The 25037-nt window shown below is 32.5% G+C and carries 21 protein-coding genes and 1 riboswitch; of the genes, 12 read left to right on the forward strand and 9 right to left on the reverse strand.

Annotated features, from left to right (window positions below; genetic code table 11):
* The 5 genes from ACWIUX_RS02570 to ACWIUX_RS02590 form a co-directional block, all read left to right on the forward strand.
* A partial coding sequence (locus ACWIUX_RS02570; RefSeq protein ID WP_448589181.1) for a hypothetical protein occupies nucleotides 1–205 on the forward strand: 205 nt, incomplete at its 5' end.
* A gap of 41 nt (nucleotides 206–246) precedes the next feature.
* On the forward strand, nucleotides 247–999 hold the full coding sequence (locus tag ACWIUX_RS02575; RefSeq protein ID WP_448589161.1) for a fumarylacetoacetate hydrolase family protein: 753 nt from the start codon (nucleotides 247–249) through the stop codon (nucleotides 997–999).
* A gap of 43 nt (nucleotides 1000–1042) precedes the next feature.
* Nucleotides 1043–2065, forward strand: a complete 1023-nt coding sequence (locus ACWIUX_RS02580; protein ID WP_448589162.1) for a tetratricopeptide repeat protein — start codon at nucleotides 1043–1045, stop codon at nucleotides 2063–2065.
* A 12-nt stretch (nucleotides 2066–2077) separates the two neighbouring features.
* On the forward strand, nucleotides 2078–2749 hold the full coding sequence (locus tag ACWIUX_RS02585; RefSeq protein ID WP_448589163.1) for an HAD family hydrolase: 672 nt from the start codon (nucleotides 2078–2080) through the stop codon (nucleotides 2747–2749).
* Nucleotides 2739–3932 (forward strand): HD domain-containing phosphohydrolase, encoded by a 1194-nt coding sequence (locus tag ACWIUX_RS02590; protein ID WP_448589164.1) that lies wholly within the window; start codon nucleotides 2739–2741, stop codon nucleotides 3930–3932. Before ACWIUX_RS02585 ends, ACWIUX_RS02590 begins: the two co-directional genes overlap by 11 nt.
* Here ACWIUX_RS02590 and ACWIUX_RS02595 read toward each other — a convergent pair.
* The 9 genes from ACWIUX_RS02595 to ACWIUX_RS02635 all read right to left on the reverse strand — a co-directional run bounded on the left by ACWIUX_RS02595 (nucleotide 3929) and on the right by ACWIUX_RS02635 (nucleotide 15300).
* Nucleotides 3929–4891 (reverse strand): ABC transporter ATP-binding protein, encoded by a 963-nt coding sequence (locus tag ACWIUX_RS02595; RefSeq protein WP_448589165.1) that lies wholly within the window; start codon nucleotides 4889–4891, stop codon nucleotides 3929–3931. The two genes, ACWIUX_RS02590 and ACWIUX_RS02595, sit on opposite strands and share 4 nt — an antisense overlap.
* Nucleotides 4891–5868, reverse strand: a complete 978-nt coding sequence (locus ACWIUX_RS02600; protein ID WP_448589166.1) for an ABC transporter ATP-binding protein — start codon at nucleotides 5866–5868, stop codon at nucleotides 4891–4893. The genes ACWIUX_RS02595 and ACWIUX_RS02600 overlap by 1 nt, the downstream gene beginning before the upstream one ends.
* Nucleotides 5869–5881: 13 nt before the next feature.
* Nucleotides 5882–6391: a nitroreductase family protein gene (locus ACWIUX_RS02605; RefSeq protein ID WP_448589167.1), complete on the reverse strand. Its 510-nt coding sequence runs from the start codon at nucleotides 6389–6391 to the stop codon at nucleotides 5882–5884.
* A gap of 29 nt (nucleotides 6392–6420) precedes the next feature.
* Nucleotides 6421–8175 carry an inositol monophosphatase family protein gene (locus ACWIUX_RS02610; protein ID WP_448589168.1) on the reverse strand — a complete coding sequence of 585 codons (1755 nt, stop codon included), beginning with the start codon at nucleotides 8173–8175 and terminating at the stop codon, nucleotides 6421–6423.
* Nucleotides 8176–8210: 35 nt separating this feature from the next.
* A complete protein-coding gene (locus tag ACWIUX_RS02615; protein WP_448589169.1) occupies nucleotides 8211–8432 on the reverse strand; it encodes a YgaP family membrane protein in 222 nt (73 codons plus the stop codon).
* Between the two features lie 7 nt (nucleotides 8433–8439).
* The gene (locus ACWIUX_RS02620) at nucleotides 8440–11679 is read right to left on the reverse strand and encodes an efflux RND transporter permease subunit (protein ID WP_448589170.1); all 3240 of its coding nucleotides are present in this window, start codon (nucleotides 11677–11679) and stop codon (nucleotides 8440–8442) included.
* A gap of 9 nt (nucleotides 11680–11688) precedes the next feature.
* Nucleotides 11689–12771, reverse strand: a complete 1083-nt coding sequence (locus ACWIUX_RS02625; RefSeq protein ID WP_448589171.1) for an efflux RND transporter periplasmic adaptor subunit — start codon at nucleotides 12769–12771, stop codon at nucleotides 11689–11691.
* Nucleotides 12772–12786: 15 nt separating this feature from the next.
* On the reverse strand, nucleotides 12787–14121 hold the full coding sequence (locus ACWIUX_RS02630; protein ID WP_448589172.1) for a TolC family protein: 1335 nt from the start codon (nucleotides 14119–14121) through the stop codon (nucleotides 12787–12789).
* Between the two features lie 321 nt (nucleotides 14122–14442).
* A complete protein-coding gene (locus ACWIUX_RS02635; RefSeq protein WP_448589173.1) occupies nucleotides 14443–15300 on the reverse strand; it encodes an NAD(P)-dependent oxidoreductase in 858 nt (285 codons plus the stop codon).
* A gap of 120 nt (nucleotides 15301–15420) precedes the next feature.
* A riboswitch (Fluoride riboswitch) is annotated at nucleotides 15421–15483 on the forward strand.
* A gap of 54 nt (nucleotides 15484–15537) precedes the next feature.
* Here ACWIUX_RS02635 and ACWIUX_RS02640 point away from each other — a divergent pair.
* Genes ACWIUX_RS02640 through ACWIUX_RS02670 form a run of 7 tightly spaced genes read left to right on the forward strand, consistent with a single transcriptional unit; the run spans nucleotide 15538 to nucleotide 24709 of the window.
* On the forward strand, nucleotides 15538–16500 hold the full coding sequence (locus tag ACWIUX_RS02640; RefSeq protein WP_448589174.1) for a respiratory chain complex I subunit 1 family protein: 963 nt from the start codon (nucleotides 15538–15540) through the stop codon (nucleotides 16498–16500).
* Nucleotides 16501–16508: 8 nt separating this feature from the next.
* Complete coding sequence (locus ACWIUX_RS02645) at nucleotides 16509–17132, forward strand: hydrogenase 4 membrane component (E)-like protein (protein ID WP_448589175.1); 624 nt, start codon at nucleotides 16509–16511, stop codon at nucleotides 17130–17132.
* Entirely contained in the window at nucleotides 17129–18505 is a 1377-nt protein-coding gene (locus ACWIUX_RS02650; protein ID WP_448589176.1) for a proton-conducting transporter transmembrane domain-containing protein, read from the forward strand. The genes ACWIUX_RS02645 and ACWIUX_RS02650 overlap by 4 nt, the downstream gene beginning before the upstream one ends.
* Nucleotides 18502–19737 carry a hydrogenase large subunit gene (locus ACWIUX_RS02655; protein ID WP_448589177.1) on the forward strand — a complete coding sequence of 412 codons (1236 nt, stop codon included), beginning with the start codon at nucleotides 18502–18504 and terminating at the stop codon, nucleotides 19735–19737. Before ACWIUX_RS02650 ends, ACWIUX_RS02655 begins: the two co-directional genes overlap by 4 nt.
* Before the next feature lie 21 nt (nucleotides 19738–19758).
* Complete coding sequence (locus ACWIUX_RS02660; RefSeq protein WP_448589178.1) at nucleotides 19759–20226, forward strand: NADH:ubiquinone oxidoreductase; 468 nt, start codon at nucleotides 19759–19761, stop codon at nucleotides 20224–20226.
* A complete protein-coding gene (locus tag ACWIUX_RS02665; RefSeq protein ID WP_448589179.1) occupies nucleotides 20223–22100 on the forward strand; it encodes a proton-conducting transporter transmembrane domain-containing protein in 1878 nt (625 codons plus the stop codon). Before ACWIUX_RS02660 ends, ACWIUX_RS02665 begins: the two co-directional genes overlap by 4 nt.
* 44 nt (nucleotides 22101–22144) lie before the next feature.
* A complete protein-coding gene (locus ACWIUX_RS02670; RefSeq protein ID WP_448589180.1) occupies nucleotides 22145–24709 on the forward strand; it encodes an EAL domain-containing protein in 2565 nt (854 codons plus the stop codon).
* The last annotated feature ends 328 nt before the right edge of the window (nucleotides 24710–25037 follow it).

A 25037-nucleotide genomic window follows, 5' to 3' on the forward strand; every position in this document is an offset into this window, starting at 1 on the left:
CCCGACGCCAGAATCCGTGGCTACCAGCCCGGCCGATTTTCGTTTAACGTCAAGTGGGGCCGCTGCGAGGCCTGTCAGGGCGAAGGAATTATCCAGATTGAAAAAAGAATCCGATAATACCTTAATGGAGTTATTTAACAATTTAAAGGGTGAGCAAAAAAAAGAAGGTCAAAAATTTTGGTGGATGAGATTTTTCTCGAAATAAGAAAAAGAAAACTCCTACAAAAAATTTAAGGGGGCAACAAATTGAAATTATTAAGGTTTAGATTTCAAGACGAAACAAAGTTTGGCGTAATCGAAGGAAATGAAGTAGTAGTTTTAGAAGAAGATTTCTTACTTTCTATTAAAAGAAGCTCAAGTAGGGTAAGTTTTGATGAAATAGAGCTTCTATCACCCGTTTCTCCTTCTAAATTTATATGCGTAGGCTTGAATTATATGGACCATGCAAACGAAATGAAAGAAAAACTACCAGATGAGCCTGTCCTTTTTTTAAAACCGTCTACAGCGATCAATCACCCTAACTACCCAATTTACTATCCACCACAGACTAAAGAACTACATTATGAAGCAGAGCTTGCTGTAGTAATTGGAAAAACAGCAAAAAATGTAATGATTGAAGATGCTAAAAACTATATATTAGGATACACTTGTGGCAACGACGTAACAGCAAGAGACCTCCAGAGAAAAGATATTCAATGGACAAGATCAAAATCGTTTGATTCGTTCGCTCCAATAGGACCGTGGATAGAAACAGAAATTGACCCGAGCTCTTTAGATATTAAATTACTTCTAAATGACGAAATCAAACAGAGATCTAACACATCAAACCTTATATTCAAGCCAGATTTCTTGGTTAGTTTTATTAGTTCAATAATGACTTTGTTGCCAGGTGACGTAATTATGACAGGTACTCCTTCAGGGGTAGGACCAATGAAAGTTGGAGACAGTGTAAGCGTTGTAATTGAAAATATTGGAACGCTTACAAATAAAATAGAATAGAATAGTTTAAAAATATTAAATGTTAAGCAAGGAGGTCAAAAATATGTTAAAAAAAACTTTACTAATTCTGATTTCAATTTTGTTCATTTCTGTAAACGTTTCTTATGCATCTGTACAAACTGATTTAGCAAAGGAATATTTTGTTTTAGGTGAAAAATATCTTAACGAATCAAATTTTGACAAGGCAGTAATGTTTTTCCAACAAGCAATAGATACTGATCCAAATTATGTCCAAGCCTATGATGAGTTAGCAAAATGCTATATAGGAACTAATCAGCTCTCAAAGGCTGTAGAAATTACCTCAAAAGCTCTAAGCATCGATCCTAATTATGTTGATGCTATGCTCACCAAAGGAATTGCTCTGAGAAAACTAGGAAGCAATAATGAAGCAATAATAGTTTTGACCAATGCTATACAAAAGGATCCTTCAAACGCTTATATCTATTACAACCTGGGTTTAGTATACTCTAACCAGCATAACAATCAAGAAGCAATAGAAAATTTTACCAAAGCTGTAAGTCTTACTCCAAAATTCTCTGATGCAAGATATCAACTGGGCTTATCTTATGTGGAAATAAAAGACTTATATGACGCATATCAACAATTCAGAGCTTTAAAGGATCTAAATATCGCTCTTGCCAATTCCCTTTTTGACAAAATATACACAATTAAAAATCTTGCAAGTTTATACCCTGTCAATATAATCAATAACCAAAGCGCTGAGCAACTTTTAGAAAACGCAAATATAGCTTTTGAAAAGAAAAACTACGATAAAGCTGTAACTTTATATGAAAATCTCTTAATTAAAGACCCAGATAGCTTGATAGCTTCTACAAGGTTAGGTGAAATTTTTAGAAGCAGATCTGACAACGGTATGATATTTCAAGCGTACAAGAACGCAATAAGGCTTGACCCTGATAACGCAGATTATCATTATTATATTGGAGTTGCTTTAGCGAAACTAGGCGAAAAAGACTTTGCAATGACAGAATACAGGATATTAAAAAGTTTAAATCGAGATCTTGCAAATAAACTTTTCATAGAGATTTATAAATATAACTATTAATAAAATATTGATATGTCAATAAACAATAAAATTAAAGGTATAATTTTTGATTTTGACGGAACACTTGTTGACACCCTCGAAGATATTGCAGAAAGCGCAAACCAGGCTCTTATTGATGTTGGTCTTAAACCATATCCTGTTCAAAATTATAAAAAATTTGTCGGTGAGGGTTCGGAAGTTTTAATAGAAAGAATAATCCCAAAAGATATTTATTCAGAAGAACTAAAATCAAAATTACTAAAAAGTTATAGCGAAATTTATAGAAAAAACTGGTCGAAAAATAGTAAGCCCTATAATGGAATTCCTGAAGTTTTAGAGTATTTAAAAGAGAAAAATTATATGGTTGCAATACTCTCGAACAAGCCAGATCCCTTCACAAAAGAGATGGCAAGTTTTTTCTTTCCTAAATTTCCCTTCCTAAAAATTTTGGGCGCAAGACCTCAAATACCGAAAAAGCCTGATCCTACAGCAATCTATGAAATCATTTCTTCTTCAAAATTTGAAAGATACAATTGGTCAATGGTTGGAGACACTGCAATAGACATAAAAGCAGCAAAAAATGCAGAAATTTTACCTATGGGTGCGCTTTGGGGTTTTAGACCAGATGAAATTTTGATAGAGAAAGATATCTTACATATTAAGCAACCAGAAGACATAATAACCATCTTAAACAATGATTGCTAATTATAAAAAGATAAATCTTACAAAATTGGTTGAAAATATTGCTTTCTCACAAGTTTATCTCCTTTCTAATTCTTCTCCGTACGAACATTCTTTAAGAGTTAGTCTCATCTCAAATCTAATTTCAAGAGAGATGAATTTAGAAAAAATCCAAAGAATTGACCTATATCATGCTAGTTTGTTACACGATATAGGAGCTTTTTCTAATGAAGTTTCCCTTCTTCTTGAGTTTAACTGTAGAAAAGAAATGAATCTTGAAAATCACGCTTATAATGGCTATGAATTATTCCGTGACGTACCCTTTTTTGAAACAACCGCTTATATTATCAAAGAACATCACAATGAGAATACAACTAATTTATTATCAAGAATAATCTTTTTTGCAGATGAAATCGAAATTCAAATTAGAAGCAACAATTTTACCAAGCCAAAAGAAGTACAAGCAAAAGCAGTTTCTCTTTTTAAAGATAAAAGAACATTTAAAGAGGTGCTTGATGCCTTTATAGCGGTTTCAAGAAACGATGCCTTTCTATTTTTGTTAAAAGATTTAAATGAATTAAAGAAAGAAAATTCTAACTTAGTTGGAGATAGATTTGAAATCTTAAGCAGCGAAGAATTAAATAGTTTTGCTAAATCTATTGCAAAAAATTTGGTTGACGCAAAAAGCGAATTTACGAAACTCCACTCGATTGACGTAACGTATACTGCTGTCTCTATTGCCAAAGCAATGGGATTTTCTCCGATGGACTGCCAAAAAATCGAAACCGCTGGTTTTTTGCACGATATCGGAAAGCTCTTCGTACCACTCAGTATTCTTGAAAAACCTGACAAATTAAGCGGTAATGAATGGCTAACTATGAAATCTCATGTTTATTATACGTATTCATTTTTAAATTCATTAGGATTAGATAAAGAAATTGTAGATATTGCTTCTTTTCACCACGAATATTTAGATGGCAGCGGTTACCCATTTGGTTTAGAGGGAAACAACCTTTCAATTTTACAAAGAATTATGACTGTCTCAGACGTTTATGCTGCACTTAGACAACAAAGACCATATAGAACAGATAGGCTTAAACACGATGATGCTATTGAAATATTGGAAAAAATGGCTAAAAATGGGAAAATTGATATGGAAATTGTAAAAAATATCCCTTATGATCTTCTTATGCTCTGGGAATATTAGCCATATCTGTGGCATCTTACTTTATGATTTGTTTCAACTTCTGTAATCTCAGGTAGATTCTCTTTACACTTATCAAATTTCAGCTTGCACCTTTCTAAAAATGGGCACAGTCTTAGTTTCGTTTTATTAAAATCAAGTGAAGGTTCAAAAACTTCTGTTTTGATATCTTCAGCTCTAGTAGAATACAAAGTTGGAACCGATTCTATTAAAAGCTTAGTATAAGGATGTAAGGGATTGCTAAATAATTTTTCAGTAAAAGCCTCTTCCATTATCAAGCCCTTGTAAAGAACTACTGATTTATTACACAAATATTCGATAATTGAAAGATCGTGAGATATTATCATCATTGTAAGATCGTTTTTTCCATATATCTTTTCAAATAATTTTAAAATCTGAGCCTTTATAGAAAGATCAAGGGAAGAAACGGGCTCATCGGCAACCAAAAATTTTGGCTTAAGAATTAAGGACCTGGCTATAGCAATTCTCTGTCTTTGTCCCCCACTAAATTGATACGGAAATTTCTGAAGAACATCATTTTTTAGACCCATATCCTCAACTACCTCATCTATTATATCTTTTCTTTTAGCCCGTTCAATACCACCAAGAATTAGCGGTTCAAGAAGGATATCTAACACCTTCATCTTAGGATTAAAAGATGAGTAAGGATCTTGGAAGATAAAGGAAGTACTCCTTTGAAATTCTCTAAATTCCTTTTTGTTTAAATCAAAAATATTTTTGTTATTGTACAAAAGCAAACCTTTGGTAGGTTTTTCCAATCCCACAAAAATCCTTCCAAGCGTACTCTTGCCCGACCCAGTTTCACCTAAAATTCCAATAATATCCTTTTCCTGAACACTAATATTAATATCCCTTAAAGCATCTAAATTATTGTTATTATCAAATCGGAAAAATCCCTTTTTATAATAAGTTTTACAAATATTTTCAGCCCGAAATAGCACTATCTAAACATACCCTTATTGAAACAAGCTACAAATCTATCATCATCTATTTGTTCTAAAGATACAGGATCATGACATCTTTTAGTTGCAAAATTGCACCTTTCTAAAAACGGACATATCTCTTCTGGAAAATCTTGTAAAGAAGGAATGCTGCCTTTTATTTCTTTAAGAATTTCTAATTTATTGCCAGTTCTTCTTGGTATTGAAGACAAAAGCCCAAATGTATAAGGGTGTAGAGGATTTCTTAAAACCTCTTTTGTTTTGCCACTCTCCATTATCCTTCCACAGTACAACACGATAACCCTATCGGTATTTTCCCATATTACCCCTAAGTCGTGAGAAACAAGTATGAAAGAAAAATTCAAATTTTTTTTAAAACCTTTTATCAAAGCTAAAATATCTTTTTGTACTGTTACGTCAAGAGCAGTTGTAGGCTCATCGGCAATAACAATTTCAGGGCTGCAAGAAATAGCAATAGCAATCATTACTCTTTGCCTAATTCCACCACTAAGCATAAAGGGGTATTTGTTTAAAACTAACTCTGGTAGATCAATCTTGACATCTTTTAAGAGATTCATTGCAATATCAAGCGCATCAGTCTTATTTATTAATCCATGGGCATGCAAAGTCTCAACTATTTGATCTTTTACTGTTAATAGAGGGTGAAGAGAGCTCATCGGATCTTGAAAGATGATCGCAATATCTTTTCCTCTAATCTTTCTAACTTCATTCTCTGAAAGTTTTAGAATATCTTTATCTTTAAATAGTACGGATCCTGATATTATTTTCCCCTGTTTTGGTATCAAGTTTAAAATAGAATTTGCAAGAATTGTTTTACCTGAACCAGATTCTCCAACTATACCCAAAAATTCATTTTTATTAAGGCTAAAGTTTATATTATTTAATGCCTTCAACCATTTTTTATTTTTTTCAGAATAAAACCCTAAAGTTAAATTTTTTACCTCTAATAAAACCATTAATAAATTACTTTTACCACTTATTATTATGAATTATTGAAGTATTTAGTTCACCGTGTGGTTTTTTCTTTTCAGCCGGATATCCAAGAGAAGCTATAGCAAACGGTATCAAGTTCTCTGGAATGTCAAAAATCTTTCTCAACCCATTCATTCTTTCTTCCACCGGATAAATGCCAACCCAGCAAGAACCTATTCCAAGTGCAGTTGCTGCAATAAGTATATTTTCCATTGCAGCAGAACAATTTAATGGCCATCTACCAGGATATTTTTCAAGAGCAGGATCAGCAACTACAACAATACCAACATTTGCTTGTAAAAGCATATGGGCATATTGATGGTATTTAAGAACTTCTTTCAGTAAATCCTTATCCTTTACAACAATATAATGGCAAACATTACTACCGCCTGCAGAAGGAGCAGACATAGCTGCCCTTAAAATAGTTTCGACATGTTCATAAGGAATTTCTTTATCAGTATAAGACCTTATGCTTCTCCTACTAAACAATGCTTCAATTGCATCCATATAAATCCTCCTTTACAAATAAAAATCTACTAACATTTTATAAGATTTTCAGCAATAATTAAAATATCTACAGGCCAAAATATTTGAGCGCGTGGGTAAGTAATTTTTGGCAATCCTTTTATCGACCTACTTGAAAGAATTTTATCCTTAAAGTATATGGGAATATTTTCTATTCCATATATTACACCAAATAAAGAACCAACCAAAGCGCAATTTTTTGATGAATCGCCTCCTCTTATTGATGTTTTTAAAATAGATTCTTCGAAGTTATTTGAATGTAATAATTCATAAAACAAGTTTTGAAGACAAACCAAAACGTTTTCAGGTTTTTTAGTATGATCTAAATTAACACTACTTTGAGCTTCAATTATGACCTTTTTTATATTCTCTGAAAATTCACTTTTATCCAGAAAACTAAGTACAAACTTATACAACTCAGCATTAGATATTTTTCTTCTCAAAGCTAATCTAAACGTATAAGTTAGAATTTTTGCACACTCTAGACAAATAGGATTAGGATTGGTTATCTTACAATCTAGTTCAACAACTTTAAAAGCTTCCTCAAAAGAAGAGTTTAAAGTCAATATTGATATTGGAATAATCCTTAACAAAAACGAGTTTGTAACGTCATCAATAGACTCTGAAGAATATCCTTCAGGGATGCTTCTCATTGATTTAAGAGAGCTAAAGGCACTTGATTGGGCAAAATCTACTTCTACAGGTTCAGAGTTATACCAATACAGGTAAGACTCAATAACCTTTTTAAAATTATATGAACAGTATTTCGAAAGTACTCTTGATAGAATGATAACTATTTCAGAATTTACAGGCTCTAACATTTGATTTTCAATGGTAAAGTCAATAATCTTTTCGCTACTATTCGAATACCCAAATGAGTCACCCACTATTAAGCCCATCATAGCACCCTGAACCTTTGACAGTAACATCTTATCCTTTATATAACTAGTAAGTTTTGGAACCTCTGTTGGATTAAGGTCAAGATTTTTTTCTAAAGGCATTCTATAAAGAACGCTTTTCCAATTTTTACCCACAAATTCTTTTATTATCCCGTAGTCTCCACCAAAACATATTTGACCGCACCCACTATAACCTTGTTTTGAATAGACGATCTCCTTACCTGATTCGTCAAAAAGATTTAACCCATTTCCGATCAAAAGAGCATGAGCTGCAGCATATGTAAACGTCGTTGGACTTGAGCAATCAATTGCAAAAATCCCCTCTCCTACCGAGCTTAAGGCCAATCTATAGGAAAAACACGGAACGCACTTGTATTTAAAAGGATAGCAAAGTCTTGAGTTTGTAATACTATTTTTGTCAGCCTCATAAGAAGTAAGAACAACGTTAGACTTAAGAGCCTTGTCTGTTCTTTGCCCATTCCTATAGACCCCATCTAAACCCTTAGCCCAATAAAATAAATCATTGAAATTAAAAGAGTTTACCACTCCCAATACCAATTCGCTATTTGATAAAAGGGCGATTGATACAGATGCCCCCCTATAACCTTTTGAATATGGCTCAGCTCCACAAAGAGCAGAAACTATCCAATATATGTCATCATCGTGAGTTGATTGAGAAACTATTCCCATAGATTCGCAGTGAAAACCATATGATGGAAATTTCTCTTTTAAAAGCAGATAGATCTTTTCTTCTAGTTCTTCAACTCTTTTCAATGCTAATTTTGGATTTTCTAAAAACAGCCTGTCAAAGTATTCTCCTACCTTCTTTGCTAAAGAAATAGCTTCATTTAATTCATCCCGGAACAAAATTTTACACACATCTCACCGTCAATTAATAATAATTATTTTATTTTTGACTTGAGTCCAAGTTTGTAAAGGATATTAGCCATTATGCAAAAACCTGTTAAAGCAAAGATTATTAGATTTATTCCTACTAAAAAAGTTAAAATAAACCAGTAAGGACTCCAAATAAATCCAAAAAAAAGACTAAGTAATATAAATATTCCAGCAATAAGAAAAATTACTCTTTCAAGATACCAACTGTCTGTTGGAGCCATATACATAATATTATCACCTCTTAAAAATCTTTTTTATGTCAAACTTTATGTTTCCTTCTTTAATCTTTATCTCAGTATCCTTATATATAAAGTATAAAATGGGCAACAGTGTCCAAGAGAATATTGTCACTGCCACTTCCCCTGCCATTAACGATATAGCCATTCCTTGAAATATAGGATCAAAAAGTATCACGCTTGAACCAACCACTACTGCAGCAGCAGTTAAAAACATAGGTCTAAACCTAACTAAACATCCCTCAATTATAGAGTCCTTTAATGGAACACCTTCGTTCAATTTCATTTCTATAAAATCAACCAAAATAATTGAGTTTCTAACCACTATACCAGCTCCTGCAATAAATCCTATCATTGATGTAGCCGTAAAGAATGCGTTCAAAAGTGCATGCGCAGGCAAAATGCCGATTAAAGAAAGAGGTATTGGAGCCATTATAATAAACGGGGTAATGTATGACTTAAACCAACCCACTATCATTACATAAATAATAATTAGAACAACAGCAAAGGCTATGCCTAAATCCCTAAACACCTCATAAGTAATTTGCCATTCGCCATCCCATTTCACCGAATAGTTTAAACCAAGTGGAGGTTCATGTGTAAAATAAAGTTTAAGAGGATGGTTGCCTGGTACCTTTATTTCAGAAATAGGTTTGTTCATCCTTAAAATTGCATATATTGGGCTCTCTTCTCTTCCAGCCACATCACCAATAACGTACACAACTCTTCTAAGGTTTTTACGGTAAATAGGCTGATCTTCTGTTGTCTTCTCTAAAGTCACCAATTCTGCAAGAGAAACCATATGCTTATTCGAAGAAGGAAGCGCAACATTTTGAAGCCCATCAAGACTTGCTCTATTTTTAAGTGGAGCCTGAACCCAAATCTCAACTGGCTCCCTACTGTGATCGGTATGCAAAAGACCCACATCAGTACCATGAAGTGCCATTTGAAGGCTTTGGGCAATATCATAGGTTGAAATACCATTATATGCAGCTTTTTCCTTGTCAACTTTGAAAATATATTTTGTTTGTTCTTCATTTTGTAACCAATCAACATCCACTACATCATGCGTCTTTTTAAATATATCTTCAACTTCAGAAGCAATTTTCAACTGTTCATTAAAGTTAGGACCGTAAACCTCAGCCACCAACGTACTGAGTACTGGCGGACCAGGCGGCACTTCCACAATCTTTATTCTAGCATTGTAAGCGCTAGCAATTTGGTCAATAGGTCCTCTAATTCTCTTAGCAATATCGTGACTTTGTGCACTCCTCTCGTCCTTTGGCACCAAGTTAATTTGAATATCGGCTACATCATCACCTTTTCTAAGAAAATAATGCCTAACAAGACCATTAAACGTTATTGGAGAGGCCGTGCCAGAATATATTTGATAGTTATCAACTTCAGGAACAGTTCTGATATATTCTGCTATTTTTTCAGCAAGCGCATTCGTAGTCTCTAAAGTAGTTCCTTTAGGAGTGTCTATCAAAACCTGAATTTCGCTCTTATTATCAAAAGGTAACATCTTTACCATAACTACTTTTAAGGGCAAAAGGGCTACCGAAGCCAAAAGACATATTATAGTAAAAATTATAAAAGCTACCCTTTTTTTACCACTTTCTAACATTGAGGTAAGATTTTTTCTATATATCTTATTAAAAGAGGATATTATTCTGTTTTCTTTCTCTTTTTCTGTTCTTTTAACATTTTTTAACACAATGTAACTAAGCCATGGACTAATTATGAATGCAATGAGAAGGGATATTATCATTGCAGCAGAAGCTCCAATAGGTATTGGTTTCATATACGGACCCATCATTCCAGAAACAAAAGCCATCGGCAAAAGAGCTGCAATAACTGTGAAAGTAGCAAGAATTGTAGGATTGCCTACTTCATTTACTGCTTGAATTGCAACAAGTATAGAAACTTCTTTCTCTCTAAAATGTCTGTGTATATTTTCTACAACTACAATGGCGTCATCTACCAAAATACCAATAGAAAAAATTAAGGCAAACAAAGTAACTCTATTCAAAGTAAAGCCAAATAAATATGTTGCAAGAAGAGTAAGCGCCAAAGTGACAGGAATAGCTACAGCAACAACCAAAGCCTCCCTAATTCCCAGGCTTAAACCTATAAGAACAGTAACCGAAACTGCTGCAAGTAACATGTGTTCTAATAACTCATTTGATTTTTCATTTGCTGTATTTCCATAATTTCTTGTAGTTGTTACTTCTACACCACTTGGAATCACAGTACCCTTCAACCTTGAAATATCATCTAATAGCCTATCTGAAAGTTCAGTTGCATTTGTTCCTTTCTTTTTTGCTATCGTTATTGTAACAGCTGGATATATGCTCGATCTTTCAATACCTGGTATACTTTCTTTCCACGAGGGGCCAAATCCCATAAAGACATAATCCTTAGCCTCTTCTGGTCCATCAGTTATGGTAGCAACATCGCTAAGTTTAACAGGTCTGCCATTAAAAACTCCAACAATTACGTTACCAACATCGTTTGCATCTTTAAGAAAAGAACCGGTTTCAACTAAAAATTCATAGTTATTTAAAGGAAAAGAGCCAGAAGAAAGGGAGACATTTGCTGAGCTTATCATCTGTGATATCTGAAGTGGTGATATATGATACGATTTTAACTTAATCGGATCTATATCCACTTTCACTTCTCTTTTTGGACCACCTATGATATGTGTTTCTGCTACATCTTTATCCTTTTTCAAATAATCACATGCTTCAAGAGCAATTTTTCTAAGTTCGTATCCGTCATATTCATTGCTCCAAAGGGTTAAGGTTAAAACTGGCACATCATCAATAGATTTTGGTTTTACAATTGGCATTGATACCCCAGGTGGAATTAGATCAAGATGGGAAAATAACTTTGTATAGAGATTTGTAATGCTCTTTTCCATGTCCTCTCCCACCTTGTACCTAACAGTTACCATGCTAAGACCTGGCCTAGAAGTGGAATATATGTACTCAACACCCTTAATCTCCCACAAGAATTTTTCCATTGGCTTTGTAACCCTTTCCTCAACTTCCTTTGCCGAAGCACCTGGATAACGAACAAAAACATCGATCATAGGAACAACTATTTGTGGGTCTTCTTCTCTAGGGGTTACAATTACAGCAAAAACTCCCAAAATTAAAGCAGTAATAACAATTAAAGGAGTTAGCTTAGACCTAATAAAGAGTTGAGCTATTTTGCCTGCAATACCGAATTTCATATCTGGCTCCTAACTCCCTTTTACTATTGCGCCGTCAAAAGCATTTTCAGTACCTTCAACTATTATCTTCTCTCCATTAGAAAGCCCAGACAAAACTTCAACCTTTTCTCCATACTTTTCCCCTAATTTAACCATCCTATAGTTTACCAATCCCTTATCATCAACAACGTAAACGCCAATTAATCCGCCCTTTCTAACAATAGCCGATTCTGGAATAGTAATAGCTCTCTTTGTACCAATATTAAAGTATGCCTTGCCATACATTCCACTCCTAAAATTACCTGGACCTAGATCCACCTTTACGACAAATGATCTGGACATCGGATCTACTGAAGGAACTATCTCAGATATCTTCCCTTCTATTTCTGGCAAAGAATCAATTCTAACTTTAACAATAGAACCAATCTTTAAATTCTGAGAATATTTTGAATCAACGTTGGCATCTAACTCAAAACTGGAAGTGTTTTCTACGTCAAGCAATGGCATACCTGGCATTGCAGTAGTACCCACATCAACTTTTTTAGAGGACACTATCCCAGAAATCGGAGAAGTAACTGTATAAAAGCTTCTCATAATTTTAGCCTCTTCCAAAGCAGCTTTTGCTCTTTCATAATTGGTTTGAGCAAGTTCTTTTTCTGTAGTAATTTGATCCATCTCTTGCTGACTTAGGGCCTTTTCATCATACAAAGCCTTGTATCTCATATAAGTTGCATTGCTTAAAGACATATTTAACTTTGCTGCATCAAGATTTTTCTCTGCCTGTCTTACTCTTTCAGAGGCATCTTGATCGTATATGGTTAATAATACTTGACCTTGTGAGACCATATCACCATCTTTTACATTGATCGAAGTAATAGTCCCCATAACTTTACTAGTGATAACGCTTATTATTTTAGCCTTTACTGTTCCAGTTGCTTCTAAATATTTTGGCAGATCAGTTTCACTTACTGTTTGAAGTTTTACACCACTTATTGTTTTACTTTCTATTTTCCCATTATGACTTGAAGAGCACCCTGAAATAAAAAAAATACTTGATAAAAACAATAAGAAAATTATCGAATAAAAAAGAAAAAACCTTGAATTTTTAATCATATTATCCTCCTCGTCTTACTTTATCCCTAAATCTGAAAGTAAAGTCCCACTTTTATATTCCAAATCAACTAAAGACATAAAATATTTGTTCTCTTTATCAACTAAATTTGCCCTTATATTATCTAAATTCGTTTGAGCATCCAATAAATCAATAAATGGAGAGAGGGCATTTTGATATCTGTGCAAAATAATTTTTGTGTCTTCTTCTGCACTGGCTAATGCCCCTTTTGCTAACTCTAGATTAGTTTTAGCTTCTTCTACCCCAAGATACGAACTGTATACCTCTAAAGAAATGGCATCTTTCATAGACTTTAAGTTTTCTTCAATGATTTTTTGTTCAGCTTTTGCTTTTTTAATCTCATTTTCTCTTTTAAATCCATCAAATATATCCCAACTCAAATATGCTAAAAACTGATAACTGTCTCCTTCTGATCCAAAAATATTACTGTGATCGTTCATCTGATAAGTAGCCGATAAACCAAGAGAAGGTAAATAACCAGAGTTAGCAAATTCAACGTTAATATGCGAGATCTTATCTCTTAACTCAATTGCTTTTAAATCCGCTCTATTAAAACTTGCATTCTTATAATAGCTTTCACTCTGAAACTTAATAGGAAGATCAAAATTTTCAGATGGAATTACATTTTCCTGTAAGCCCAAGACAAGACCAAAAACTCTTTGTGATACTTCAAAATTTTTCCTTGCACTTACAAGCCTTTCTTTAGCCGCTAAAACTGAAGTTTGTGCTCTTAACACATCAGAATATACGCTAAGACCAACTTTATAATTAATTTTTGCAATTTTTTCATGTTCAAGAGCATCTTCAAGAGCCTTTTGTGCAACTGATAGATATTCTTTAGCAGTTTGAACATCAAGGTAGCTTTTAATGACTTTATATACTATTTCTTCCTTTTTCCTCTGATAGTCTAATTTTTGAGCTTCAAGCTCTTTTTTTGCCATATTTATAGCCAACAATGCCTTTCTAGAAAATATTAACTGATTAACGGTAAAAGAAGTTTGATAGTCACTTAACGATGAGGGATTGTTTAAAGAATTTATATCAAAATCATTTTGAGTAAATCTCTTTTCATTCAACTTTGCCATAAAAACATACGTTGGGTTGTTTGTTCTTAAATAGGTTTCATTAAAAGAGAATTTCGGCAAATAACTACTTTGGGCAATCCCCAATTCAGCTTCTTTAACACGAATAGACTCAGAAAGAGATCTTAATTCATGGTTATTTACCAAAGCATATTCTATAGCTTCGTTTAAGTTTAAACTTATTGGTTCTGAAAAAGAAATTTTGGGGGTTAATAAAAAAAACAAAAAAAATAACAGAATAGCTCTCACTATTTCCTCCCAAAAATAATCTTAAAATTAATAATATTTTACAATAAAAACAAAAATCATATTCAAATTATTTACATTATATTAATATATTTAAAATCATTTAATAGTAGATGTCAAGGGAAAATTTTCTCCTAACATTCCTTAAAAATAACCTTATTAAAATTACACCCCCCCTCCTTTATAACTGTTAAAGAAAGCTTTTTTTGTTATAAACTCAATAATTACAATAACGAACAAAAAGAGATCAAATTTTTAAAGAAAGAATAACATCCCTTAAATTATTAACTTCAGATAGATTTTATTTTGGGTAAATACTTTTCATCATTCGTCAAAAACTTTAAATATAGCGCTCATATCTTCCTTTGCATGCTTTTTTAGTCCCTTTTTGAAGACTTCGTTAACTGCAGCTAGAGTAGGACAATAACATTTGAATTCATCTGCTACGCTCACAGCATACCCCAAATCCTTTTTCATATTTTCAAAAGAAAAATGGGTTTCAAAATCATTAGCTAAGACCTTTTTTATCTTAAATTCGAAATATGGGTTAGCCAAAGCCCCAGAATTGAGTATATTAAATACCATCTCAGGATCTAAGCCGATCTTCCTAGCAAAAGCTAATCCCTCAAGATAAGCTGTCAAAGAAGTAGCAAAAGCCTCATTGTTAACAACTTTTACATAAGATGCTTTTGGAACATCTCCTAAATACATCACCTTCTTTGAAATCTTCTCAAAAGCACTTGTACACTTTTCAAAAGCCTCTTTGTCACCAGCAGCCAGAATTACAAGCTCACCCTTTTGAGCAGGAATCTTGCTGCCTAAAACAGGAGTTTCTAAAAATAGAGCACCTCTTTCTTTAACTAAACTACAGAGCTCTAAAGAATAATTAGGATGTACTGTACTAAAATTAGCAACAATCTTTCCCTTCCCTAAAGCTTCTAAAAATCCATCTTTGCCTTCAGACACGGCCTTACAAGCCCCTACATCGGTAAGCATAATAAAAACTAGGTCACTTTTCTCTGCAAGTTCTTTTGGAGTACTGCAAAATTTAGCACCGTTACTTTCTAATTCCTTTGCTTTTTCTCTTGTGCGATTATAAACATACATATCAAATCCTGATTTTAATAAGTTATTTGCCATTCCAGAACCCATAATGCCAAGTCCTATAAAACCAATTTTCATGACATTCACCTCTAAAAATTTATTTATTTAGTATATTTATAATTTTACAACAAAATATATCAAACAATGTATTATTAGAGTTTATCCCCATTGACAATAAACGTTATTATGTGTTATAAAGTTAGCTTCGGTGATGGAGTTCACCGTAATGCCTCACAAATGGCTGATGACTCCTGAAGTATATTTGAAAGGAGTTGAAAACGCCTATGAAATCTGTTTATCAAAAAGGCAAAAGCTATGACTAGTAAAGATTTTGAACTCTTAGCACTTTCTTTCGTTCAATTAGCTTACGTTGTAATCCTTGCTCCACTAGCAGTAGGGATACTAAGAAAGATCGAAGAAAGAATTGAATCAAAAATTGGTCCTTCAATTTTCCAGGAATATTATAATCTTTTCAAGCTACTTAAAAAACAAAGTATATATCCTACTACATCTTCCAAACTTTTTGAAATTATCCCTTATCTAACCTTTGCAATGTATCTTTTTCTAACACTTGTACTTCCAATCATAACAGCTTTTCCTCTCTTGTTTGGCCCGGTAGTTGATTTTATTGGTGGAGGTTTAGTTTTCGCAGCAGCATCTACATTAAAAAAAGTAGCAGCTCTTGACACAAGAAACAATTACTCTATTCTTGGTGCATCCAGGGCATCTTCAATTGGTGTTTTTACTGAGCCTATTTTATTACTCATATTCATAATGTTTGGAGTAATATCTGGAACGAATAATCCATATGTAATTAACAACATATTCCAGACATCTACTTCATGGTACTTTTCGCTAACTCATATCTTTATTGCAGCAGCATTCTTTTTTCTATTGATTATCGAAACAGGCAGCTTACCTATTGAATCTGACTCTAGTAACGAACTCGGTATGATAGATCAGTCTCTAAATCTTGAATATTCAGGAAAAGAGCTTGCTCTAAATAAATGGGGAAGTTATATAAAAGCCTTTTTGTTAATGAACGTTTTTATCAACGTTTTCACATTCCCATTCTTTGTGCCAATGCAAATGAATATAATAAACGTAATTTTATACATGTTCATTAACTTTTTCAAAATGCTATTTTTAATTTTTATTTTTGCTCTTATAAATACTACACTTTCAAAGTACAGATTGATGAAGATATTTGACTTTATATCGGTAGGCTTTGCCTTTGCACTTATTGCAATGATAGTCTTTTATACCACGAAAATGTGAGGTAGAAAATGCAAAATAATATATTTATTTTGGTTGGTTTTATTCAGATAATATTGATAGTTTTTATGCAGTGGCAATCTTTTATTTCCACTACAATAAAAACCTTTGATCTTTCTTCATGGATTTTGGGGATTTTTCTTCTTGTTATAGGCATTATAAATGGAGAATCTACTTTAATAATTCTTGCAATTCTAACTATTTTAACCAGGGCCATTTTTATTCCTCGATACCTTTTAAAAACAATTAAAAGGGATATCTGGAGAGTCAGAGAAACGAAAAATCCACTCGGAGTGAGCCAATCGATCATCATTTCTATCTGCCTTGCGCTTTTTAGTTACGGACTATATTCGATAGCTTTGTCAGATTCTGGCTCAGTTCTTGAATCTATTCCCATTACCCTCATGCTACAAGGTGCTTTTCTGATTATTTCAAAGTCAAATGCGTACAATCAGTTGATTGGATATTTGGTAATGGAGAACTCTATATTCCTGTTCGGATATATCTTCAGTGGACTTCCTTTCATAGTAGAGGCAGGTATAGTGCTCGATATATTAGGAATTGTTCTGGTTAGCTCCATAATAATGAGACTCAGAAAAGAAAACATAGACAATGAGGAGGAGCTATACGGATGATTAATTTAGAGTTTATTTACCTATTACCCTGTCTATTTTCTTTTATTGCATCAATTATTGGCTTTTTCGCATTTAAAAGATATGCAAAAAACATTTCTATTATATTCTCTGTCCTTTGCATATTATCAGTCCTTATAGGATTTTGGGAGCCAACTATAAAAAACAATTACCTATACGTTGACAATCTTTCTAAAATATTCTCTCTTATGATATCAATTGTATATTTAAGTGTTGTAATTTTTTCCATAGAATATATCAATCACATCGAAAACAAGCTGATAAAAGTTCATCAGTATTTTAGTTTATTGAATATTTTCGTCTCAGCTCTATTTGCATCAGTTGTTTTGAACAACCTTGGTTTAATTTGGGTAGGAATTGAAGCCACAACCTTTACTAGTGCTCTCCTGATATCTACCCAAAACGACTCAATTGCAGTTGAAGCAGCATATAGATATATAATAATTGTCTCAGTTGGCTTAATAATATCTCTTATAGCCACACTATTTATATATTCTAGCGAGAAAACACTATCCATATTTAGTCTGCTGCAGCTTCACCCAACTGACAGCATATTTTTATTAGGCTCTCTCTTGTCAATCATTGGATATGGCACTAAAGCAGGCATCTTTCCGATGTACACATGGCTTCCTGACGCTCACGGAAAAGCTCCAGCACCAGTGAGCGCTATATTTTCTGCAGTACTCTTACCAGTCTCTCTCTATCCTTTGATTAGAATATTTGAAATTTTTCCAAATTATTACCTTAGTCTATTTGCCTTTTCATTGGGGTTTTTGAGTGTAGCCACAGCAGCTATCATTACAGGCTCGCAAACAATTTACAAGAGACTATTTGCATATTCTTCAATTGAAAATATGGGCATGTCCTTGATTGGTATTAGCCTTGGAACTTTTGGCCTCTTTGGAGCCATAGTTTTAATATTCTCCCATGCTCTTGCAAAGTCTGGAACCTTTATGCTGACTGGTAACATACTTCACAGGTTTAAAACTAAAAAAATTGAAGATGTAAAAAATATGATAAACCTTATGCCAAAAACAGGTTTGTTCTTCTTCTTGGGATCGCTTGCTGTAACAGGAACTCCACCTTTTGCTACATTTGTGGGAGAGCTGATAATACTATCAAAAGTAATACAGATATATGGTTATATCACAGGAGCAATATTGTTTGCGTTTTTGTGTATTGCGTTTCTCTTTATTAATAACAAGGTCATATCTATGGTGTTTAGTGAGTCTGATAAAAAGACTTTTATCGAAAGTAAATTTGTATATATTCCAATAATAAATATTTCTTTATCCTTATTGTTCTTGATTGCAATTCCATTTTTATACAGCTTTCTTGGAGGAATAATAAAATGAAAAGGCTTTTAGGAATAATATATTCAGATAATACAGAAAAATTGCTTGTATCCTCTGGCACGTTTACAGGTCTTGTCGACATATCTCAAAAAAGGGATTTCAAGTATTATGACTGGCTAAAAGATAGGGATTCTATTTACGTGGATTCTAACATCACATCAGAAGAAGTATTTGATTTTAGGTTAGGTCCCTTAGCAGGAGCTAATCAAGAATGTGCAACCTATCATATTAAAACTTATGGTGAAAGAATGCTAGCAGTAAATATTGATCAAACTTACAAATCAAGACAAATTGAAAGTTTAATGATAGGCAAGTCCTTCGATGAGGCCATATCACTCGCAGAGTCAATATGCTCAAACTTTGCATTTTCTCACTCAGTAGCGTTTACTCAGGCAATAGAAGAAGCTCTAGGTATAGAGTTAAGCGATTATTCAAAGCTTTTAAGAGTAATATTTTTAGAAATAGAAAGAATTTATAATCATATTTATGTTATTGCAAAACTTTCAATATCTGCAGCTCAAAAGGTTTATTCAAGTCATCTATTGTATTTATTTGAAAGATGCCTGTCTTTAAACTCTAAATATTTTAATTCTACATTTTTGAAAAGATTAAAGAAGGTTGGTGATGTAAAAGATTTTTCTAAAGAGGTTTTTCAAAGTTATTTAGAAGAATTAAAGAGGATAGTAAATGAATTCAACAAAATTTACAATTTTAGTTTAGAAAGCAGAAATTATTTAGACAGACTTCACAACACAGGAATTCTAACAATAGAAGATTTTTATAACACCGGTTTTGATGGACCAGCGCTTAAAGCAATGAATTACAGTCTTGATATTAGAGAATTCAGCAAGACAACAAGAAATTTCAAGCCCATATTAGAAGAAGAGGGCGACTCGCTTGCCAGAATGATAGTAAGAGCTAAAGAAATAAATCAGTCTTTGAGTATAATCGAAGAAACAGTAGAAACACTTCAAAAAACTCAACCAGAAAAACCAAAACCTCTTAAAACTTCGCAAAAGAAAGATTCTGGCATTGGCCAAAGTGAATCAGCAAGCGGAACAATAACATATTACGTAGAAATAGAAGAAGGAAAAATTAAGTATGTTTATATCAGCACACCATCTATGTTTCTAATTAGGGCAATCCAAAAGGCTCTAGTAGGGCAAATATTTACTGATTTTACCTTTACAGTCGATTCCTTTGGGGCTTTTTTCTGTGATTGCGCAAGATAAAAAATATCAAGGAGGAAACAATTGTTCTGGCCAATTTATGGGTTAACAAAAAAATACACTGAAAAAAATTTAAATATTGCAAAATTAAATCTCAAACAAATAAATATAAAAAATATCTTTAAAAGATCAATACACATATTTTGCATTGACGTTGGAAATGATAACGCCTTAAATTTTGAAATTTTTGCATTAATGTCACCTAAATATAACCTGCACAGGTTCGGCATCTTTTTTACTCAAAATCCAAGAGAAGCCGATCTTTTAATCATTTTAGGTAAGCCTACTGAAAAAATGGTTCCTTTAATGTTGGAGGCCATAAATCAAATGCCCGAACCATTTGGCGTGCTGTTAACTGAAAACAACGATTTGGGTATTAATTTTGAGAATTTTGATATACCCAACGTAATAGGTCACATTAAGGGAGATGTTTCAAGAAACGATATACTCTCTTACATATTAGCCTTTATGAAAGGTGATGAGAGAAAATGATATTTTATACACTAAGTATTGTTTGTTTTTTACTTGGAATAATTTCTTTTTTTAATAATAAGTTAAGCTGTATTTTTGCTGTTCTTGGGTCTGTTTTCTCAATAGCAGTTGGTATCTTAGGATTTGAAAGATCGCTAAATATCTTAAACCTTGCGCTATTTCCAGATATATCATTAAAACTTGGAGTTGATAAGATCTCTTCAATTTTTTTGATAATTGCCTTTCTTTGTTTTGGCATAATCGTATTTTATTCAATAGACTTCAATAAGCTTTTTAGCAAGAGGATGTCGCTACTTTTAAATATTGCAATGCTTGCGATGCTTTTTATCTTAACCTCTCAGGATGCAATAAGTTTTTTAATTTCATTTGAATGTATTAGTATAGCCATCTTCTTTAGTATTCTTGAGAGAAGAAATACATATAAAGAAGCATTTAGCTTTCTTGCATTTAGTGAAGCTTCATCTATAGCTCTTTTTATTGCATTCGGCGCACTTTGGGCTCAGACTGAGAATTTTATCATTTCAAATGCTGTAGGAAATATTGTGTTTATGGGTTTTGCATATCTGGCTTTTATAATAAAAATGGACATAGTTCCTTTCCACGTCTGGATAAGCAGCACATACTCGAAATCTCCATCGAATGTAGCAGCAATACTTTCAGTACCTGTAACTCTAATTGGAACCTATGGGATATTTAGAATATTTGCATTAAATCCACATTTACAAGTATTTGCAATCATTAGCATTCTATTAGGTTCTATTAGTGCTCTGTGGGGAGCACTTCAAGCAGCCAGATCAAGAAGCCTTAAAAAATTACCAGCCTATTCTACAATAGAGAACAATTCTTTGATACTTGCAAGTATCGGCATAGCTTATTTAACTGCAAACGCTCAAAATCTTCAATTTCTGTCACAATTTGCCATGCTTACTGCTTTGTTTATAATAATTTCACACTCATTTTCAAAAACGACTTTATTTCTTTCAATAGGCCATGCTAAAGAGGCCTTTTCAGAAGAGTTAATTGACAATGTAGGTGGAGTTTTCAAATATTTAAGCAAAATAACTGGCTTAGGCATAGTTATTTCTGGTCTCTCACTAAGCGCTTTCCCTCCTCTAATAGGTTTTGTATCCGATTGGATGTTGCTCGAGACATTTTTCCAATCCTATAAAATTGAGGATCTATCGTTAAAATTAATAGTAACCTTTTCTGCAATTTTGATTACACTTGCAATAGGACTTAGTTCGTTTGGTATGAAAAAGTTAATCGGATTTAGCGCTCTTGGAACAAAAACAAAAGAGGTTATAAATATTGAATCTCTGACGATGAAAATCTCTGAAGCCATCCTGATATTCCTGGTTATCACTTTAGGATTTATATCACCTTTAATAATCATAGCCCTTGGATACCATACATTTCTAGATGGCCTGTTGGCAGTTCCAAACCCTCTGTTAATAGTATCAAGCAGGCCTATTTTTGGAGTTTTATCCCCAACACTCTTTGGAATTATAATTTTTATATTTTTCATAGCTCTTTGGAAACTAAAAAGCAAAGAAAAAGATGTAAAAAGGGTGAAACCATGGGTTGGAGGATTAGAAGTTTTACCAGCTGAATCGTTTAAAATTGGAGCCTATTCTTTTATAGTAGAATCCCTCCTAAAACCTCTAAGTCAGACAAGAGAAATAAGAGAAAACGATATTGCTTATGTTTACAGTGCAGACATAATAGAGAACTTTTACTCATTTATCACAAAACTTTCTAACAAGATAAGCTCTTTATTCTCAAAAACTATTATGAACTCAAGCATTCACTGGTATATAACATACATAATAAGCGCTTTTATAATAACCTTGCTGTACTTTAAGTTTACAAGGTGAAAAAATTATTTGACAATTGAATAAAAAAATAAAATAATATTACTATGTTAAAAAAAGAAGAAGATTTTTCTAAAATAGTTGCCAGGGCAAACGAAATTTTTTTGGAAAATATTGGTGATCCTGGAGTTTTAATTGAAAAACTTCTTGAAACTATTGCTATAGATTTTAATCTCAAACTTATCTGGCTTGGAATTATAAAAAATGACGATATTTTATTTTACAAACCCTATGGGCCATCTTCTGAATATATAAAACAGGGCACAGAATATAAAAAGAAAATGCTCCAGACTTCTTTGAATGTAATTAAAGAAAGAAAACCATTAATAGTTAACGATCTTTTATTGGACAAAAATTACGAATATATCCATGAAAACGCCAAGAAGTATAACCTCAGGTCTGTTGCAGTATTTCCAATATTACCAAACAATAAGATATCAGGAATATTGAGCATTTACTCTGATGAGATAGGTTTTTTTACAACCAGAAAAATAGAAATACTTTCCAATCTTGCCAGCACATTTGGCGTTATTTTAAGCATAATAGAAAATATGAAGGAGAAACTTCTTTTAGATGATGTTCTAAACAGATCTATCCAGGGAATTGTAATTACCGACTCAAATAATAAAATAATCTACACCAACTCTGCCTTTACTAAAATAACTGGATATACAAACGATGAAGCAATTGGTCAAAACCCATCAATATTGAAATCAAACCTTCACTCAAAAGAGTTTTACCAAGATATGTGGAAAAAATTAAAAGAAGATGGTTTTTTTAGTGGAAGAATATACAACAAAAGAAAAGATGGGACAATATATCCAGAAATTATAACCATTAGCACTATCAAAGATAAAGATGGCAATATAATTTATTATACTAGTTTCTTTATAGATATTTCAGACTTAGAAGATAAAGACAAAAAAATTGAATACCTTATGTTCCACGACTCAAAAACAGGACTTTTAAATACAAAGGGGTTCTATGACAAACTAAACGAGCTTGCAGTGAACAAAAACAACTTTATAGTAGTATATATAGACTTAGACAATTTTGCATACTTAAACACAACGTATGGAATCGAAAAAGGCGATCTTCTATTAAAAGACTTTGCTTATTTCCTGGAAAATGATGCTTGTGATAAAGAAGATTATGTATGCTATTTTGGCTCTGATGAATTTGCAGTAATTTCTCTAAAAAATACATCAGAAGAAGCAACCGAATACATAAAAAAGCTTTATAACAAAATAAAAAAGAAAGAGTTCACCATAAATTCAAATAAAATACAACTGTCATGTTGTCTTGGCATCTCATTGTTCCCCAATGACTCAAACCAAGTAGATTCGATAATTAGTTTCGCACAGGCATCATGCATAAAGGCAAAGCAAATTGGAAAAGGTCAATGTGTTTTCTACAACGAATCAATTCAAAAGGAGTTTGAAAAGAAGATATATTTACATTCCGAAATTATTCGAGCAATTGAAAGATTTGAATTTGAACTGTTTTATCAACCAATCTTTGAAACAAATTCTAAAAACATAAAAAGCGCAGAAGCGCTTATCAGATGGAGACACAACGAAAAAGGAATCCTGCCTCCACACGCTTTCATACCCTTTGCCGAGGAATCTGACTTAATAGAAAAAATTGATTACTACGTTATAGAAAAAAGTCTAAATGATCTAAAGATTTTTCAGAATCACAATTTGGACATATCCATATCGACCAATATCACCGGCAGGACATTTCTTTCAGATAACTTTTTAGAAAATTTTAAAAACATATTTTATAAAAAAGACATTAATCCAAATCATTTTAGATTCGAAATCACTGAATCAATAGCCCTCTCAAACGCAGATAGAACTAAAATAATAATGGATAATTTGGCAGAAATGGGCATATATTTCAATATGGATGACTTTGGAACTGGATACTCGTCTTTGTCATATTTAAATCGTTTTGATTTTAAAAACATTAAGATAGATTCGAGCTTTGTGTTTGATTGTGAAAAGGACCCAAAATTAGCAACTCTCGTTTCCTCAATAATACATATGCTAAACGAATTACAATACAACATCACTGCTGAAGGAGTTGAAAACGAATTCTTATTTTTTGCATTCAATCACTTAAATTGCAATTTCTTACAAGGATATTTTTTGTCTAAACCCATTCCTCTTAATGATTTTATATTATTAGTAAAGAATTTCAGATTAGATGATACTCTTTTAAATTTTTTAAGAAAAAATATAAAAACAATTGATTTCGAGCTTATAAAAGCTAAATATGAAATTTATAGATTTATAAAAACAATTGAAAAAATTATTCAAGAAAAAAGGTATGATGAAAATTTATTTTTCCTAAAAGATTATAAAAGTTGTGCATTTGGAAAATGGTTTTATTCAAACGTTGAAAAATATGCAAATTCCAAAATATTTAAAGAAATAGAAACAAACCATGTAGCGCTTCATAAAATTACTGAAAAGTTAATAAATGAACTGAGAGATGAAAATATACTCTATAAAGATTTCGAAAATCTTAAAAAGAGAGCGTATAAATTAAACAATTTGGTAGATAGTTTAGAAATTGAAAAACTTTGTTTGCCACATAAAGTCTAACAGCTATATGTTGCCAGCCTTTAAAAATAACCCTAACGCAAAAAAAACCCTAAGACTATTATAAAGAACCTAAGTATCTTTTCGTTTACGATGTTATGTTTGCAGCCTTTGCATTCAAGCCAGTAAACATAAGAGTAGGAAGGATTAGAATGCTTGACTTAGAAACGCTGGATAGGTTTAATCTTTACATAAATTTCTAAAAACTTTGTGCAGCATCAAGGGTAAGGATTTTTCCCTCTCTTAAGACCTTAAACTTAACAGGAATCTCGTTTGCGAGAATATTTGCCATGGAGTAAATGTCCTTTACGCTTTTATCATTTATTTCTAA

It is taken from the genome of Thermodesulfobium sp., assembly GCF_053498235.1.

Coding starts and splice junctions, on each gene's coding strand:
- ACWIUX_RS02580 (WP_448589162.1), top strand. CDS start 1,043: ATGTTAAAAAAAACTTTACTAATTCTGATTTCAATTTTGTTCATTTCT.
- ACWIUX_RS02585 (WP_448589163.1), top strand. CDS start 2,078: ATGTCAATAAACAATAAAATTAAAGGTATAATTTTTGATTTTGACGGA.
- ACWIUX_RS02590 (WP_448589164.1), top strand. CDS start 2,739: ATGATTGCTAATTATAAAAAGATAAATCTTACAAAATTGGTTGAAAAT.
- ACWIUX_RS02600 (WP_448589166.1), bottom strand. CDS start 5,868: ATGGTTTTATTAGAGGTAAAAAATTTAACTTTAGGGTTTTATTCTGAA.
- ACWIUX_RS02605 (WP_448589167.1), bottom strand. CDS start 6,391: ATGGATGCAATTGAAGCATTGTTTAGTAGGAGAAGCATAAGGTCTTAT.
- ACWIUX_RS02615 (WP_448589169.1), bottom strand. CDS start 8,432: ATGTATATGGCTCCAACAGACAGTTGGTATCTTGAAAGAGTAATTTTT.
- ACWIUX_RS02620 (WP_448589170.1), bottom strand. CDS start 11,679: ATGAAATTCGGTATTGCAGGCAAAATAGCTCAACTCTTTATTAGGTCT.
- ACWIUX_RS02625 (WP_448589171.1), bottom strand. CDS start 12,771: ATGATTAAAAATTCAAGGTTTTTTCTTTTTTATTCGATAATTTTCTTA.
- ACWIUX_RS02635 (WP_448589173.1), bottom strand. CDS start 15,300: ATGAAAATTGGTTTTATAGGACTTGGCATTATGGGTTCTGGAATGGCA.
- ACWIUX_RS02640 (WP_448589174.1), top strand. CDS start 15,538: ATGACTAGTAAAGATTTTGAACTCTTAGCACTTTCTTTCGTTCAATTA.
- ACWIUX_RS02645 (WP_448589175.1), top strand. CDS start 16,509: ATGCAAAATAATATATTTATTTTGGTTGGTTTTATTCAGATAATATTG.
- ACWIUX_RS02650 (WP_448589176.1), top strand. CDS start 17,129: ATGATTAATTTAGAGTTTATTTACCTATTACCCTGTCTATTTTCTTTT.
- ACWIUX_RS02655 (WP_448589177.1), top strand. CDS start 18,502: ATGAAAAGGCTTTTAGGAATAATATATTCAGATAATACAGAAAAATTG.
- ACWIUX_RS02665 (WP_448589179.1), top strand. CDS start 20,223: ATGATATTTTATACACTAAGTATTGTTTGTTTTTTACTTGGAATAATT.
- ACWIUX_RS02670 (WP_448589180.1), top strand. CDS start 22,145: ATGTTAAAAAAAGAAGAAGATTTTTCTAAAATAGTTGCCAGGGCAAAC.